Annotated in this window: 14 protein-coding genes; 7 read left to right on the top strand and 7 right to left on the bottom strand. The window is 54.2% G+C overall.

From position 1 onward, the window contains the following. Positions 1-78: 78 nt before the first annotated feature. Positions 79-930 (bottom strand): translation elongation factor Ts, encoded by an 852-nt coding sequence (gene tsf / locus NR302_RS04045; protein ID WP_008108484.1) that lies wholly within the window; start codon positions 928-930, stop codon positions 79-81. A 182-nt stretch (positions 931-1112) separates the two neighbouring features. Beyond that, the gene (rpsB, locus tag NR302_RS04040) at positions 1113-1832 is read right to left on the bottom strand and encodes a 30S ribosomal protein S2 (RefSeq protein WP_007893898.1); all 720 of its coding nucleotides are present in this window, start codon (positions 1830-1832) and stop codon (positions 1113-1115) included. Between the two features lie 318 nt (positions 1833-2150). Here rpsB and map point away from each other — a divergent pair, with 318 nt between their 5' ends. From map to NR302_RS04020, 4 genes are all read left to right on the top strand, one after another. After that, a complete protein-coding gene (gene map / locus NR302_RS04035) occupies positions 2151-2945 on the top strand; it encodes a type I methionyl aminopeptidase (RefSeq protein ID WP_008108487.1) in 795 nt (264 codons plus the stop codon). Between the two features lie 70 nt (positions 2946-3015). After that, on the top strand, positions 3016-5670 hold the full coding sequence (glnD, locus tag NR302_RS04030) for a bifunctional uridylyltransferase/uridylyl-removing protein GlnD (protein ID WP_008108488.1): 2655 nt from the start codon (positions 3016-3018) through the stop codon (positions 5668-5670). Between the two features lie 187 nt (positions 5671-5857). Continuing rightward, a complete protein-coding gene (dapD, locus tag NR302_RS04025) occupies positions 5858-6682 on the top strand; it encodes a 2,3,4,5-tetrahydropyridine-2,6-dicarboxylate N-succinyltransferase (RefSeq protein WP_008108489.1) in 825 nt (274 codons plus the stop codon). 293 nt (positions 6683-6975) lie between these two features. Beyond that, positions 6976-7365 carry a DUF3461 family protein gene (locus NR302_RS04020; protein WP_008108490.1) on the top strand — a complete coding sequence of 130 codons (390 nt, stop codon included), beginning with the start codon at positions 6976-6978 and terminating at the stop codon, positions 7363-7365. A gap of 41 nt (positions 7366-7406) precedes the next feature. Here NR302_RS04020 and NR302_RS04015 read toward each other — a convergent pair whose 3' ends face one another. From NR302_RS04015 to dgt, 4 genes are all read right to left on the bottom strand, one after another. Next, positions 7407-8636 (bottom strand): alginate lyase family protein, encoded by a 1230-nt coding sequence (locus NR302_RS04015; RefSeq protein WP_258144632.1) that lies wholly within the window; start codon positions 8634-8636, stop codon positions 7407-7409. After that, the gene (locus tag NR302_RS04010; protein WP_061718082.1) at positions 8636-9793 is read right to left on the bottom strand and encodes a CdaR family transcriptional regulator; all 1158 of its coding nucleotides are present in this window, start codon (positions 9791-9793) and stop codon (positions 8636-8638) included. Before NR302_RS04010 ends, NR302_RS04015 begins: the two co-directional genes overlap by 1 nt. Before the next feature lie 184 nt (positions 9794-9977). Beyond that, a complete protein-coding gene (degP, locus tag NR302_RS04005; RefSeq protein WP_258144631.1) occupies positions 9978-11426 on the bottom strand; it encodes a serine endoprotease DegP in 1449 nt (482 codons plus the stop codon). 136 nt (positions 11427-11562) lie between these two features. After that, positions 11563-13056 carry a dGTPase gene (dgt, locus tag NR302_RS04000; protein ID WP_008108494.1) on the bottom strand — a complete coding sequence of 498 codons (1494 nt, stop codon included), beginning with the start codon at positions 13054-13056 and terminating at the stop codon, positions 11563-11565. A 97-nt stretch (positions 13057-13153) separates the two neighbouring features. Between dgt and mtnN the strand changes: the two genes are divergently transcribed. From mtnN to NR302_RS03985, 3 genes are all read left to right on the top strand, one after another. Next, positions 13154-13852, top strand: coding sequence for a 5'-methylthioadenosine/S-adenosylhomocysteine nucleosidase (gene mtnN / locus NR302_RS03995; protein ID WP_258144630.1), 699 nt, complete (start codon positions 13154-13156; stop codon positions 13850-13852). Beyond that, on the top strand, positions 13845-14654 hold the full coding sequence (gene btuF, locus NR302_RS03990; protein ID WP_258144629.1) for a vitamin B12 ABC transporter substrate-binding protein BtuF: 810 nt from the start codon (positions 13845-13847) through the stop codon (positions 14652-14654). Before mtnN ends, btuF begins: the two co-directional genes overlap by 8 nt. Positions 14655-14762: 108 nt before the next feature. Continuing rightward, a complete protein-coding gene (locus NR302_RS03985; protein WP_258144628.1) occupies positions 14763-15014 on the top strand; it encodes a hypothetical protein in 252 nt (83 codons plus the stop codon). Positions 15015-15049: 35 nt separating this feature from the next. On the opposite strand, the gene erpA is transcribed toward NR302_RS03985, so the two are convergent. Further along, entirely contained in the window at positions 15050-15397 is a 348-nt protein-coding gene (gene erpA / locus NR302_RS03980) for an iron-sulfur cluster insertion protein ErpA (RefSeq protein ID WP_007893884.1), read from the bottom strand. Between the last annotated feature and the right edge of the window lie 109 nt (positions 15398-15506).

The raw sequence follows: 15506 nt of genomic DNA, 5'->3' as shown, positions 1-15506 counted from the left end.
GCTATTGGGATGAGACTGAAAGTGCTGCACTAAATCGCAGACAAAAAAGAACCGCCTTGTGGCGGTTCTTTCGGACCATTAAGACTGTTTGGACATTGCAGCAACTTCTGCTGCGAAGTCAGCTTCAACTTTCTCAATGCCTTCACCCACTTCGAAGCGGATGAAGTTGATGACGTCAGCGTTTTTCTCTTTCAACGCCTGGCCAACGGTTTTGCTTGGATCGATAACGAAAGCCTGACCGGTCAGAGAAACTTCGCCGGTGAATTTCTTCATGCGGCCTTCAACCATTTTCTCTGCGATTTCTTTTGGCTTGCCAGACTGCATGGCGATGTCCAGCTGAACCTGGTACTCTTTCTCAACCACGTCTGCAGACACGTCTTCTGGCTTAACAAACTCTGGCTTGCTTGCAGCAATGTGCATAGCAACTTGCTTGCTCAGTTCTTCGTCAGCACCGGTGGTAGAAACAACCACACCGATACGTGCGCCATGCTGATAGCTGTTCAGCTCAGCGCCTTCCAGGATAGCAACACGACGGATGTTGATGTTCTCACCGATTTTAGTAACCAGCGCTACGCGTTCTTCTTCGAACTGCGCTTTCAGAACTTCCACATCGGTAACTTTGCCAGCGACAGCTGCATCCAGAACCTTGTCAGCAAACGCCTGGAAACCGCCATCTTTAGCAACGAAGTCGGTCTGGCAGTTTACTTCCAGGATCGCCGCGAAGCCGTCAGCGATTTTGGTTTTGATCACGCCATCAGCAGCAACGTTGCCTGCTTTCTTAGCGGCTTTGATTGCGCCAGATTTGCGCATGTTCTCAATCGCCAGCTCGATGTCGCCGTTCGCTTCGGTCAGCGCTTTTTTGCAGTCCATCATGCCTGCGCCAGTACGCTCACGCAGTTCTTTTACCAATGCAGCGGTAATATCAGCCATTCCAGAATCCTCGATTCGTCTCTGTGTGCTCACACACTGTCAGAAACTTGTTGCGGAAAATTTACTCTGCCCCGCTCGCTCTGCAGTGAGCGTGACAGACTTAGATAAAATAAAGGGGCCTGAACGGCCCCCTTAACAGATAACATCTGATGTCTAAGGGCTCTCAGAAAGAGCGAACCTTATTAAGCTTCAGCAGCTTCTTCAGCCTGCTCAGCCAGATCCTGTGAACGGCCTTCGCGCACGGTAGTGGCAACGGCAGTCAGGTACAGGCTTACAGCACGGATCGCATCGTCGTTACCTGGGATAACGAAGTCAACGCCGTCTGGATCAGAGTTGGTATCAACGATAGCAAATACTGGGATACCCAGGTTGTTTGCTTCTTTGATAGCGATATGCTCGTGATCAGCGTCAACAACGAACAGTGCATCCGGCAGACCGCCCATATCTTTGATACCGCCCAGGCTGTTTTCCAGCTTGGCCAGTTCGCGAGTGCGCATCAGCGCTTCTTTCTTGGTCAGTTTGTCGAAAGTACCGTCCTGAGACTGAGACTCAAGATCTTTCAGGCGTTTGATTGACTGACGAACGGTTTTCCAGTTAGTCAGCATGCCACCCAACCAGCGGTGGTTTACGAAGAACTGGTCGCAGCTCAGAGCTGACTCTTTTACCGCTTCGGCAGCAGCGCGCTTAGTACCAACGATCAGAATCTTACCTTTACGGGAAGAGATCTTTTTCAACTCAGCCAGAGCGTCGTTGAACATTGGCACAGTCTGCTCGAGGTTGATGATGTGAACCTTGTTACGTGCGCCGAAGATGAATGGCTTCATTTTCGGGTTCCAGTAACGGGTCTGGTGACCAAAGTGAACACCAGCCTTGAGCATGTCGCGCATTGAAACAGTTGCCATGATTACCTCTAAAGTTTGATTTGGGGTTGGGCCTCCATGTATCCCATACGACCGACCTCTTTCAAGGCACCCCGGCGTATGTGTCGATACATGTGTGTTTTAGTACACATAATGAGTTTTATGCGTTTCCTGCCAGCCAAACGTCGGTGACAGAGAATCGTCGGCGCGCTTTATACCACAATGCGCAGGAATACGCCAATAGTAGTTGAGCGCCGCAGGCGCAGACAATCGCCATTTGGCAGCCCTTTTGCTGGCTGCTAACATGACTGCCACAGAACTCATTATTGTCGAAAATTTCGACGATTGCGGATTAATTTAATGGCTATTTCAATTAAAACCCCTGAAGAAATCGAAAAAATGCGCGTTGCGGGCCGCCTTGCGGCTGAAGTGCTGGAGATGATTGCACCGCACGTGGTGCCTGGCGTCACCACCGGTGAACTGGATCGTCTCTGCCACGAACACATCACGCAGAAGCAGCAGGCGATTTCCGCCTGCCTCGGCTATCACGGCTTCCCGAAGTCGGTGTGTATTTCGGTGAATGAAGTGGTATGTCACGGTATTCCGAGCGACGATCGTGTGCTGAAAGATGGCGACGTGGTTAACGTCGATGTCACGGTGATCAAAGATGAGTATCACGGCGATACCTCAAAAATGTTCATCGTCGGCAAAGCGACCATTCAGGGTGAGCGCCTGTGTCGCGTGACCCAGGAAAGTCTCTATATCGCGCTGCGTCTGGTGAAGCCGGGGATTCGTCTGCGTGAGCTGGGCCGTGCGATTCAGCAGTATGTCGAAGCCCAGGATTTCTCAGTGGTGCGCGAGTATTGCGGTCACGGCATTGGCAAAGGCTTCCACGAAGAGCCGCAGGTCCTGCATTACGACGCGGATGACAGCGGCGTAGTGTTGCAAGCGGGCATGACCTTCACCATCGAACCGATGGTCAATGCCGGTGATTACCGCATCCGCACCATGAAGGATGGCTGGACCGTGAAAACCAAAGATCGCAGCTTGTCCGCGCAGTATGAGCATACTATTGTGGTGACAGAAAACGGCTGTGAGATTCTGACGCTGCGTGAAGATGACACCATTCCAGCGGTGCTCGAAAACGTCGCGTAATCATCTCGCTGACAGTACCAGGCCGGCTTATAGCTGGCCTTTTTTATGTGCGTAATGAAGAGGCATGTTGATGAGTGGTAGCGTGACCGAAGCAGTACACAAAGGCCTGACCGATTCCCCCGCCAGCTGGCCCGATGACGCCCTGACGCGCGACAAGCTCAAACAGTATCTCGAGCAATTCCAGCAGCATCTGGGCATCGCATTTGACGCGGGCACCGATATCGAATCGCTGATCGATGCGCGCACGCTGTTTATCGACCGCTTATTGCGTCGCCTGTGGCGCTTCTTTGGTTTCGACCAGATGAAAGAGATCGCGCTGGTTGCCGTTGGCGGCTATGGTCGCGGCGAACTGCATCCACTTTCCGATATTGATGTGCTGATCCTCAGCCGCCAGCCGCTGGATGACGCGGCCGCGCAGCGCACCAGCGAGCTGCTAACGCTGATGTGGGATTTGAAGCTGGAAGTCGGTCACAGCGTACGTACGCTGGAAGAGTGCCTGCTGGAAGGCTTATCCGATCTCACGGTCGCCACCAACCTGATCGAATCGCGCATGCTCACCGGTGATGTGGCGCTGTTTCTCGAACTGCAAAAGAACATCTTTAGCGATGGCTTCTGGCCTTCGTCGCGCTTCTTCGCCGCCAAAATTGAAGAGCAGCAGGAGCGCCACCAGCGCTATCACGGCACCAGCTACAACCTTGAACCGGATATCAAAAGCAGCCCCGGCGGCCTGCGCGACATTCACACGCTGCAATGGGTGGCGCGCCGTCACTTTGGCGCCACCACCATGGATGAAATGGTCGGTTTCGGCTTTATCACCGAAGCGGAACGCAATGAAATCAATGAGTGTCAGGAATTTTTGTGGCGCATTCGTTTTGCGCTGCACTTAACGCTGACGCGTTATGACAACCGCCTGCTGTTCGATCGCCAACTGACCGTCGCTCAACGCCTCAACTATTTGGGCGAGGTCAACGAGCCGGTTGAGCGCATGATGAAGGACTTCTACCGCGTTACGCGCCGCATCGGCGAACTCAATCAGATGCTGCTGCAGCTGTTCGATGAAGCGATTCTGGCGCTGTCGACCACTGAAAAGCCGCGCAATATTGATGATGACTTCCAGATTCGCGGTGACCTCATTGACCTGCGCGATCTCACGCTGTTTGAACGTGAGCCGCAAGCCATCCTGCGGATGTTCTACGTGATGGTGCGTAACGAAAACATCAAAGGCATTTACTCCACCACGCTGCGGCAGCTGCGCTATGCGCGCCGCCATCTGAAACAGCCGCTGTGCCAGATTCCTGAAGCGCGTGAAACCTTTATGGCGATTCTGCGTCATCCGGGCGCGGTTAAGCGCGCGCTGGTGCCGATGCATCGTCACAGCGTGTTGTGGGCTTATACGCCGCTGTGGGGCAACATCGTCGGCCAGATGCAGTTCGATCTGTTCCACGCTTACACGGTGGATGAGCACACCATCCGCGTACTGCAAAAGCTGGAGAGTTTTGCCGACGAAGCCACGCGCCCGATGCATCCGCTGTGCGTTGAACTTTGGCCGCGTCTGCCGCAACCGGAACTGCTGCTGATGGCCGCGCTGCTGCACGATATCGCCAAGGGCCGCAACGGCGATCACTCGATTCTCGGCGCGCAGGATGCGCTCGACTTTGCCGAACTACACGGCCTCAACTCCCGCGAAACCCAGCTAGTTGCCTGGCTGGTTCGCCATCATTTATTGATGTCAGTCACCGCGCAGCGCCGCGACATTCAGGACCCGACTGTAATTCAGCAGTTCGCCGAAGTGATGCAGAACGAAAACCGTCTGCGCTATTTAGCGTGCCTGACGGTTTCCGATATCTGTGCCACCAATGAAAGCTTGTGGAACAGCTGGAAGCAGAGCCTGTTGCGTGAGCTGTTCTTCGCCACCGAAAAACAGCTGCGCCGCGGCATGGAAAACAGCCCGGATCTGCGCGAACGCGTACGTCATCATCGCTTGCAAGCACTGGCGCTGCTGCGCATGGAAAACCTCGACGAAGAGCGTTTGCACCATATCTGGAGCCGTTGTCGCGCCGACTATTTCCTGCGCCACACGCCGAATCAGCTCGCCTGGCATGCGCGTCATTTGATTCACCACGATCTCAACAAACCGCTGGTGCTGGTCAGCCCGCAGGCCACGCGCGGCGGTACCGAAATCTTTATCTGGAGCCCGGATCGTCCGCACCTGTTTGCAGCGGTGGCCGGCGAGTTGGATCGCCGCAATCTTAGCGTGCATGATGCGCAGATCTTTACCAGCCGCGATGGCATGGCGATGGACACCTTTATTGTGCTGGAGCCAGATGGCAGCCCGCTGGCCGCCGATCGCCATCCGCTGATCATTCAGGCGCTGGAACAAGCCATCACGCAGAACGAATGGGTGCCGCCGCGTACGCGCCGTCAGTCCGCGCGCCTCAAACATTTCAGTGTCGATACCGAAGTCAATTTCCTGCCGACGCACACCGACCGCCGCAGCTATCTGGAATTGGTCGCGCTCGATCAGCCCGGCTTGCTGGCGCGCGTGGGCGAAGTGTTCGCTGATTTGGGGGTTTCGCTGCATGGCGCACGCATCAGTACGATTGGTGAACGGGTTGAGGATCTTTTCATCCTGGCCGATAGCGAGCGGCGTGCACTTGGGGTGGAAATGCGCAATGTGTTGCAACAGAGGTTGACAGAAGCCCTTAATCCAAACGATAAACTGTGACCTGGCTTTCATCCTACACGTTGCAGGTGCGTTGGCTTTCCTCGCTCACCCCGGTCACATACTGATGTATGCTCCCGGGGATTCGCTGCGTCGCCGCCTTCCTGCATCATGAATGATGTTTGCCAGGTAATTTAACTATGTACGCTATTTGGCGTGCATTCCGCTTTGACAGAATCAGGAAATAAATATGCAACAGTTACAGAGCGTTATCGAATCTGCCTTTGAGCGCCGCGCCGACATCACGCCATCTAGCGTAGACAGCGCGACCCGCGATGCTATCACCCAGGTTATCGGCCTGCTGGATAGCGGTGAACTGCGCGTGTCTGAAAAGATCAACGGTGAGTGGGTAACGCATCAGTGGCTGAAGAAAGCGGTGCTGTTGTCGTTCCGCATCAACGACAACCAAGTCATGGAAGGTTCTGAAACTCGCTTCTACGACAAAGTGCCAATGAAGTTTGCGGGCTGGGATGAAGCGCGTTTCAAAAACGCCGGTTTTCGCGTAGTGCCACCGGCTGCTGTGCGTCAGGGCGCATTCATCGCGCGTAACACCGTGCTGATGCCTTCTTACGTCAACATCGGCGCTTACGTTGATGAAGGCACCATGGTTGATACCTGGGCGACCGTGGGTTCTTGCGCGCAGATCGGTAAAAACGTCCACCTGTCAGGCGGCGTGGGCATCGGTGGCGTGCTGGAGCCGCTGCAGGCCAATCCAACCATCATCGAAGATAACTGCTTCATCGGCGCACGTTCAGAAATCGTTGAAGGCGTGATTGTTGAAGAAGGTTCAGTGATCTCAATGGGCGTTTACATTGGCCAGAGCACCAAAATCTTTGACCGCGAAACCGGCGAAGTGCATTACGGTCGCGTACCGGCGGGTTCGGTGGTGGTTTCAGGCAACCTGCCGTCAAAAGATGGTAGCTACAGCCTGTACTGCGCGGTCATCGTGAAGAAAGTTGACGCTAAAACCCTCAGCAAAACAGGCATTAACGAATTGCTGCGCAGCATCGACTAAGCTTTTCCTGCCTGTAAATCTTCCCGACGGGCCTGCCTACAGGCCCGTAATTATTTGTTTACACTCCCGCCTGAATTACCTGTTTCGCGCCGCGAATTAACACGTGCGTTTATTTTTCAAACAGTTCATAATCCGCGCCAAGTTAACTCCGGTCGCGCACTGTTCATCCCGGTTTTTGTGTCTACAGTTGATTAAGTATGCCGTAAGCGTTCCGGTTGCCGCGTTTTTGCTGCATCCCGAATGATGATGATAGTCCTGCGCGCTCACCCACTCTTAGATGGAATATAAACGCTATGTACGACAACCTGAAAAGCTTAGGTATCAGCTCTCCTGAAGACATCGACCGTTATAGCCTGCGTCAGGAAGCTAACAACGACATTCTTAAAATCTACTTCCGCAAAGACAAAGGTGAATTCTTCGCTAAAAGCGTGAAATTCAAATATCCACGTCAGCGCAAAACCGTCGTCGCCGATCACACCAGCCAGGGTTACAAAGAAGTGCAGGAAATCAGCCCGAACCTGCGTTACGTGATCGATGAGCTGGACCAGATTTGCCAGCGCGACCAGGTTGAAGTGGATCTGAAGCGTAAAATTCTGGCGGATCTGCGCCATCTGGAAAGCGTGGTCTCTAACAAAATCGCTGAGATCGAATCAGACCTCGACCAGCTGACCCGCAATAAATAATTGTTCGCTTATGTTAACAGGCCAGCTAATGCTGGCCTTTTTTATGGCTGCTGATAAGGCAGCGAAAGCAGCCAGGTATCGCGCAGTGCCTGCATCACCGCCCCGCTGTTTTGATCTTTCCATTGCGTCTGCCTGATCCAGTGCTGATAACGCGGCTGCTGCAAACTGTTGTCGGCCATTGAAAGCAAGGGAATGATGCGTTGGCTCACCCGATCGCGGTTTTTCCACGGCCAGACTTTACTGGCATCGCTGTACGGCGCCATCATGTCCAGCGCATCCAGCAATGAGCCGCTTTGCTGTTGCCTGCTATGCCACAAATCACCCAATCCTGCTTTACCGGCCAACTGCGCCAATGCAGTAAGCGCCTGCAGATTGAAGTAGCTGTAATGGAAGGATCGCGTGCGCGCTAACTCGGCGGGCTGGCTGCCATCGGCACGGATTTGCAGCGCAATTTTACTGCGCGCCAATTCCACCATTGCTTTAACCATCTCACGATCGCCGAGATACCAGGCAATTCCCGCCACCTGCGTGCAATACCAACTGCCATGATTATTCGCCGCCGCCGCTTCTTGTAGCGCTAAAGGATTGTGCCGCAGCCAGTGCAGATACTCGCTAAACCAAAAATGCATCGCCTGCTGATCGGCTGGCTGCCAACCGGGCGCATTACGCAGCAACGTCAGCGCATCCACCACGCGCGTGGCAAAGTAGCGTCCATCCAGCACGCCATCATGGCGGCCTGCGGATCGGCCCGGAATTCCCTGTGCAAAGTTTAGATTCGGATGCATGCGGCTGGCGGGATCGATAAACCAGTGGCGCATCATCGCCAGCGCTTTATCGGCATAACGTTGATCGCCAGAGAAATACCAGGCCAGCGTCAGTGCCTGAAAATCAGCGGTAAAGCGCGCCAGCCGCACACCATCACTTTGTTCATTCTTACTGGCGGGATTCACTTCGCCGTCGCGACGTTGCCACGGCAAGCCGTCGGCGCTGCTGTCGTCCGGCCACCAATAGGCGCTCAGGCTTAAATAATCCTGCTTCGATCCGCTCGGCGGCAGCATACCTTTATCGGTGACGCTGGGATTGGGGTGTTTCAGCGCGTTATCCGCCTGCTGCTTTAACTGATGCCAGGCATCGATCGTGGGCGGCGCAGCTTGATGATGTGCCAGCTGCTGCTTAACCCGCTGAAGATCGTTTAAAGTGAGAAAGGCCGGATCGTTAGCCACACTTAGCACGCTATACAGCCACAGCAGCGCAATCCACAGGTTTCTCATTAACTTTGCTCATCCAGTTGTAGCGCCACATACAGCAACAAACGATCGTCGAAGTTGCCCAGATCGAGACCGGTAAGCTCGGAAATACGATTGAGGCGATACTCCAGCGTGTTGCGGTGAATAAACAGCGCGCGCGCCGTAGCGCTGGGTTGCACATTATGGCTAAACCACGCCACCAATGTACGCCGCAGCAAACCATTGTTATCCATGCTTTTCAGCTTCGCCAGCGGGCGCGCCAGTTCGTTGGCCTGCCAGCCGCCGCGTAAACTGTCGAGCAGCACCGGCAGCACCAGATCCTGATAAAAATAGCTGCGCTGTTCTGGCATGCGCTGTTTGCCCACCATCATGGTGGTGCGCGCGGTACGGTACGAACGCGCGATGCTGCCGGGACCGGTAAAGTAGTTGCCGAGCGCGATACGCATCCGCACCTGTCCGCTCTCTTTCATGCGTTGCAGCAGTTGATCCACGCGACGACGATGATCGTCCTGATCGTAGCGGCCATGCGCATTCAGTGCCGGTTTCAGCACCACCATTTCGGTGAGTGAAACAATCGCAATCAGATTGTCACGCTCCGGCGTGGTCAGCAGCGTTTGCAACTGCTGCAGCTCGGACATGGCGCTATCGACGCCAAGCTGGCCGCTGTCCACTTCCACCACCGCCACCACGCGCGGCTGATTGAGATCGATGCCGAGCCGCTGCGCCCATTCGCTCAGCGCTGGCGATAAGGTTTCGCTGCGTACCAGATTCAGCACCAGCTCTTCACGCAAGCGGCTGTCCTGCGCCAGCATATGCAGCAACCGCGCCTGCTCCAGCATCATTTCAGCGGTCATACACACCAACTCACCGTAGTGACGCAGCGTTGCGGGTTGGCCAGTCAAACCGATTACGCCGACGATGTCGCCATCAATACGCAGCGGTAAATTGATGCCGGGACGCACGCCGTGCAGATGTTTTGCCACCGCTTCGTCGATGTCCACCACGCGGCCTTGTGACAGCACCAGCAGCGCGCCTTCGTGCAATTCGCCAATACGTTCACGATCGCCACTGCCGATGATGCGACCGCGCGCATCCATCACGTTGACATTGCTATCAATAATTTGCATGGTGCGGGCAACAATATCCTGAGCCAGTCGCGCATCGAGATGATAGGTGGCCATCAAACACTCCGGAGATAAGGACGAACAGACAGAATACGCATCCGTTAAGGCGCTGACATTGTGCAGTTGCACATAGCCGTGGGGATTATGCGGGATTTGCGGTAAGCGTCACATTCAGTACCGGACATTTGCACAGACACAAAAAAGGCGAGCCGAGGCTCGCCTGTTTTCAACAACCTGAAACTTACTGCATCAGCAGATACAGGCTGTTGTCACCGCGCTGTACGTTCAGTGCCAGCACCGAAGGTTTGGTATCGAGCACTTTGCGCAGCTCGCCAAGGTTAGCCACGGCTTGCTGGTTCACGCCGAGAATCACGTCACCTTTCTTCAGACCGATACGCGCCGCTGCGCTGCCCGGTTTAACGCTATCGACACGCACGCCTTTCTGGCCGTTAGTATCGATATTGCTGAGATCGGCACCTTCAATGCCGGTGTAAATGGTGGCGGACTGCACTTTATCCTGCGAACTCTGCTGCAATTCAACCGTGACGTTCACCGGTTTGCCATCGCGCAGCAGACCCAGCTGCAGTTTGGTGCCAACCGGCAGCGAGCCGACCTCTGCACGCAGCGCCGCGAAGCTGGTCAGCGCTTTACCGTTCATCGACACCACTACGTCACCGGCTTTCACGCCGGCTTTCGCCGCAGCGGAATTCGGCAGCACCTGGCTAACAAAGGCGCCGCGCTGCGCATCGACTTTCATCGCTTTCGCCAGCTCAGAGTTCAGCTCGGTGCCCATAATGCCCAGCTCACCGCGTTTCACCTGGCCGTATTCAACCATCTGCGCGGTCAGGTTTTTCACCATTGAACTTGGGATCGCAAAGCCGATACCGATGTTGCCGCCGTCCGGCGCCAGAATCGCAGTATTAATCCCGATCAGCTCACCGTTAAGGTTAACCAACGCGCCGCCGGAGTTACCCCGGTTGATCGCCGCATCGGTCTGGATGAAGTTTTCATAGTTTTCAACGTTCAGGCCGCTGCGACCCAGCGCTGAAACAATCCCCGAGGTCACGGTTTCTCCGAGGCCGTACGGGTTACCGATCGCCACGGTGTAATCACCGACGCGCAAGATGTCAGAATCGGCAATTTTGATTGCGGTGAGGTTTTTCGCATCCTGCAGCTGAATCAGCGCGATATCTGACTGCGGATCTTTACCAATTACTTTGGCATCGTAGCGACGGCCATCGCTGAGCTGAACCTGAATTTTGGTCGCGTTATCCACCACGTGGTTGTTAGTCACCACATAGCCTTTATCCGCGTTAATTACCACGCCAGAACCGAGCGCACGGAACTGCTGTTTCTGCGCGTTAGCACCGCCATCCGCGCCGCCGCCGTCACCGCCCGCGCCGTTTTGGCACATTGGCGAACTCTGGAACGGTGATCCGTCCTGGCAGAACGGAGAATTATCACCAAAGAATTGCTGGAACTGCTGTGGCATACGCGGTGTTTTAACCGTCGTCGTGCCTTCCACGCTGATACTCACCACGGACGGCATAACTTTTTCCAGCATCGGTGCCAGGCTTGGCAACTGCTGGCTGGAAGAAGAAGCGGTCTCTGCGGCAAATACACTCACAGGGCTCAACGCCGTCGCGCCGAAACTCAGCGCCAACGCCAGCATAATTGTGTTTTTTTTCATTTATCTGTGTCTCTCTAAGAATTACGGCCAGACCATTGCTGTGGTCGTGATGGTGAGATTAAGTTTTTAGCGCGAAGTTCCTAATAAAGTTTTAGGCAAAGGTAAAAAATTGTTCTTCGTCTTTACAATTCTGCGCTTATTCAACCGCCATTAAACGACGATATTCATCCCAGGCATAATTGTCCGTCATCCCGCTAATGTAGTCCTGAATCAGGCGCGCACGATAATAACGTTCCCACAACAGGCGCTGATATTTATGCTCAACAATTAATGAACGCATGTGTTGCTGATAGGCTTTGCGATGTTTGCCGGAAAGCTTATGAAACAGCCGGGTTTCAATTGGATGCTTTGCCAGAAAATCCTCGTTCATCAAAGTGGTAAATTGCTCGTAATCCAGCAACAGCAATGACTGATATATTTCGAGCAAACCTTTAATCACCCGATAACCCTGTAATTCCAGTTGTTCAACTTCCGGATGATTAAACACCTGCTGACGCGCCACCGTTTTAAACAGTTTCAGCAAGCGCCCTTCTTCGCCATCATCTTCCAGCAAAGCATGATTAAAATCGCCTTCGAAAATAGCAGGTAAGTTGTCGATGAAACGCTTAACCGCATGGCTAACCAGCACGTTTTGCACGTTAACCCGCAGCGACATAAAGAATTGATCGCTGATACTGCGGCGTTTTTTCTGATTAGCCTCTTTCCAGGCATCGCCGATGGTGCGGCTGAAAACATCGCCGGTTTTTACCGTGCCCCAGGCATCAAGTAAATGCTTATACAGCGTTTCAACATGGAAGATGTCTTTTTCTACGGCGTCATCCAGATCGGCAATGCAATAAGAGATATCGTCGGCGGCTTCCATTATCCAGGTGAGCGGAAAACGATGGTGCTCTTTTATATTCGTTGCCTCGCGTAACTCAGCCACATATTCACGCTCAGATAAATAGAAACCCGGTTTTTTCATTAATACGCTAAATTCAGCCGGTTTATCGCCTTGCCACCATGCGGGCGCGGTATATTTTAAAATACAGGCGACCTGCGCATAGCTGAGATTGAGTTGCAGCAGCGTATGCACCAGGCGAATCGCCTGGGCGTTGCCCTCGAAATGGCATAAATCTTGACGAATCATTGCATTTAACTGGTCAAAAGCAGATCGCTCTGATTCATCGGCAACGCCCGCCACCAGCGGATCGACCAGCTCGGCAGGCAGATTATCATCGAACCAGTCATTGATCGCCGCTTCACCAAAGTGACCAAACGGCGGATTGCCAACATCGTGCAGCAAACAGGCCATCTCGATCAGGCTTTCGAAGGCACCTTCGAACTCATCCAGTCCATAATTCGCCAGCCCGCCGCCCTGGGTTTTCAACGCTTGCAGAATCTCTTTGGTGATATATCGCCCGGTTTGCTGCACTTCCAGCGAGTGCGTCAAACGCGAACGCACCGCCGCGTTGCGCTCCAGCGGGAATACCTGGGTTTTCTGTTGCAGACGACGAATCGCGGCGGAGTTAATAATACGTCCGCGATCGCTTTCAAAGTGGCGGGTAATAAAGTATTCCCCTTCGGGATCTTTGCGGCTGGTATAAGGGCGGGTGAAACTGATCTTCTTCCTGAAATTGATCGTCGCCATAATTACCCCTTATTTTTTCGTGAATTCTTCCTCAATCAGCCATGTTAGACTATGCCTCACTTTTGCGGGTTACATCCATTAAATTAGCGAGATTCTTATGAAAGTAGGCATTATTGGCGCGATGGAGCAGGAAGTTACTCTGCTGCGTGACAAAATCGAAAACCGCCAGACATTGACGCTGGCCGGCTGCGAAATTTATACCGGCACGCTGAACGGTGTTGAAGTGGCGCTGCTGAAATCAGGCATCGGTAAAGTGGCTGCCGCGCTCGGCACCACCTTGCTGCTCCAGCTGTGCAAGCCGGATGTGGTGATCAACACCGGTTCTGCTGGCGGATTGGCGCCAACGCTGAAAGTGGGCGATATCGTGGTGTCCGATGAAGTGCGCTATCACGATGCCGACGTCACCGCCTTCGGCTACGAGCCCGGCCAGATGGCCGGTTGCCCCGCAGCTTTCGTGGCAGATGACAAACTGATTGCCGCCGCTGAGCTGGTTATCAAGCAGCTCGACCTCAACGCGGTACGCGGTTTGGTCGTGAGCGGCGATGCCTTTATCAACGGCGCGGCACCGCTGGCGCGTATCCGCACCACCTTCCCGCAGGCGATTGCGGTGGAGATGGAAGCGACCGCGATCGGTCACGTTTGCCATCAGTTCAAGGTGCCTTTTGTGGTGGTGCGCGCGATTTCTGACGTCGCCGATCAGAAATCACACCTGAGCTTTGACGAGTTCCTCAGCGTTGCGGCAAAACAGTCTTCGCTGATGGTTGAAAACCTGCTGGTTCAGCTGGCGCGTGGCTAAAATCCTGCTGCTCGGGCTGTTGCTGCTGTGCAACAGCCTGTTCGCCGCCGCGCCGCGCGTTATTACGCTTTCGCCCCATCTGACCGAACTGGCTTTCGCCGCGGGCATTACGCCGCTGGCCGTCAGCGCCTTCTCCGATTATCCCGCGCAGGCTAACGGGCTGGAACAGGTCGCGAACTGGCAAGGCATCAAAGTAGAACGCATTCTGCAACTCAAGCCGGATGTGGTGCTGGCGTGGCGTGGCGGTAATCCGCAGCGACAAATCGAACAGCTGCAACGTTTCGGGATTAAGGTTGAGTGGATCGATCCACAAACCATTGATCAAATGATCGATGCGCTGGCGGCGTTACAGCGCTGGAGCCCGCAGCCACAGCAAGCGATTGACGCAGCGCAGACATTACGTGCGCAGGAAGCGGCGCTGCGCCAGCAGTATCAGCAAAGCACGCCGATCCCGCTGTTTTTGCAGTTTGGTCAGCAACCGCTGTTTACCGCTTCGCGCAACACCATGCAAAACCAGGTCATTGAGCTGTGCGGCGGCAGGAATATTTTTGCCGATAGCAGCGTCAGTTGGCCGCAGGTGAGCCGTGAACAAGTACTGATGCGCCATCCGCAGGCGATTGTGATTGGCGGTAACGCCGCACACGCCGCCAGCATTGCCAAATTCTGGCAGCCGCAGCTGGATGTGCCGGTGATCGCCATCAATGACGACTGGCTGAGCCGTCCGGGGCCTCGCATGCTGCTGGCGGCGAAACAGCTGTGTGCAGATTTACATCCGACGAAAAAAAGCACCAATAAAGATTAAAGATCCGGCAGAAATTGTCGTAAATCATAATAGAAGGCGCAGCGGCCACGTATGCTCTGTGCCCATTTTTAGCGCTTAGCGCAATTTTGTCTTCACCAGGAACTATTCATGACCAGAGCACTGCTGCTGGCCATAGGGCTCGTGATCGCTGCACCACTGAGTGCGGCCACGTCGACCGGCTCTATCGCCGTCACCTTGACGTTATTCTCGCGTTGCGATATCTCGCGCCAGAATGAACACACTCTGCCCACCGTGGATTGTGGACGCCATTTCAGCGCACAGCCGCGCATTACCGAACGTGTGTTAAAACACGATGCCACGCGCCGTGAATCTGCGCGCCTGGTAACAATTGAGTGGTAGGAATCTGGCTACCAGAACGGCAGCCAGAAGCAGCATTAGATGCTGAAGGAAGAACCGCAACCGCAGGTGGTTTTAGCATTCGGGTTGGTCACGATAAAACGTGAACCTTCCAGGCCTTCGGTGTAATCCACGGAACCGCCCACCAGATATTGCAGGCTCATCGGATCCACCACCAGCGCCACGCCTTGTTTCTCGATGGTCATGTCGCCGTCATTCATTTGATCGTCAAAGGTGAAGCCGTACTGGAAACCGCTGCAACCGCCGCCGGTAATATAGACGCGCAATTTCAGCTCGGGATTCTCTTCATCAGAAATCAGGTTTTTCACTTTTTTTGCTGCTGCATCAGTGAATTGCAAAGGCAGCGCTGCTAAGTCGTCACTCATCTTTTACTCCGGGTAAACGTCGAGGTCAGAAAACGACCTTAATCTCGCTATTATCTGCCAGCCGTCCAGTGCAATCAAGTCTCAAGCTTGACACTGCGTGCCGCCGCAT

The sequence above is a fragment of the Pantoea sp. SOD02 genome (genome assembly GCF_024707505.1).
GTDB lineage: Bacteria > Pseudomonadota > Gammaproteobacteria > Enterobacterales > Enterobacteriaceae > Pantoea > Pantoea symbiotica.
This window is presented reverse-complemented; position numbering and strand designations above follow the sequence as displayed.

Coding starts and splice junctions, on each gene's coding strand:
- tsf (WP_008108484.1), bottom strand. CDS start 930: ATGGCTGATATTACCGCTGCATTGGTAAAAGAACTGCGTGAGCGTACT.
- rpsB (WP_007893898.1), bottom strand. CDS start 1,832: ATGGCAACTGTTTCAATGCGCGACATGCTCAAGGCTGGTGTTCACTTT.
- map (WP_008108487.1), top strand. CDS start 2,151: ATGGCTATTTCAATTAAAACCCCTGAAGAAATCGAAAAAATGCGCGTT.
- glnD (WP_008108488.1), top strand. CDS start 3,016: ATGAGTGGTAGCGTGACCGAAGCAGTACACAAAGGCCTGACCGATTCC.
- dapD (WP_008108489.1), top strand. CDS start 5,858: ATGCAACAGTTACAGAGCGTTATCGAATCTGCCTTTGAGCGCCGCGCC.
- NR302_RS04020 (WP_008108490.1), top strand. CDS start 6,976: ATGTACGACAACCTGAAAAGCTTAGGTATCAGCTCTCCTGAAGACATC.
- NR302_RS04015 (WP_258144632.1), bottom strand. CDS start 8,636: ATGAGAAACCTGTGGATTGCGCTGCTGTGGCTGTATAGCGTGCTAAGT.
- NR302_RS04010 (WP_061718082.1), bottom strand. CDS start 9,793: ATGGCCACCTATCATCTCGATGCGCGACTGGCTCAGGATATTGTTGCC.
- degP (WP_258144631.1), bottom strand. CDS start 11,426: ATGAAAAAAAACACAATTATGCTGGCGTTGGCGCTGAGTTTCGGCGCG.
- dgt (WP_008108494.1), bottom strand. CDS start 13,056: ATGGCGACGATCAATTTCAGGAAGAAGATCAGTTTCACCCGCCCTTAT.
- mtnN (WP_258144630.1), top strand. CDS start 13,154: ATGAAAGTAGGCATTATTGGCGCGATGGAGCAGGAAGTTACTCTGCTG.
- NR302_RS03985 (WP_258144628.1), top strand. CDS start 14,763: ATGACCAGAGCACTGCTGCTGGCCATAGGGCTCGTGATCGCTGCACCA.
- erpA (WP_007893884.1), bottom strand. CDS start 15,397: ATGAGTGACGACTTAGCAGCGCTGCCTTTGCAATTCACTGATGCAGCA.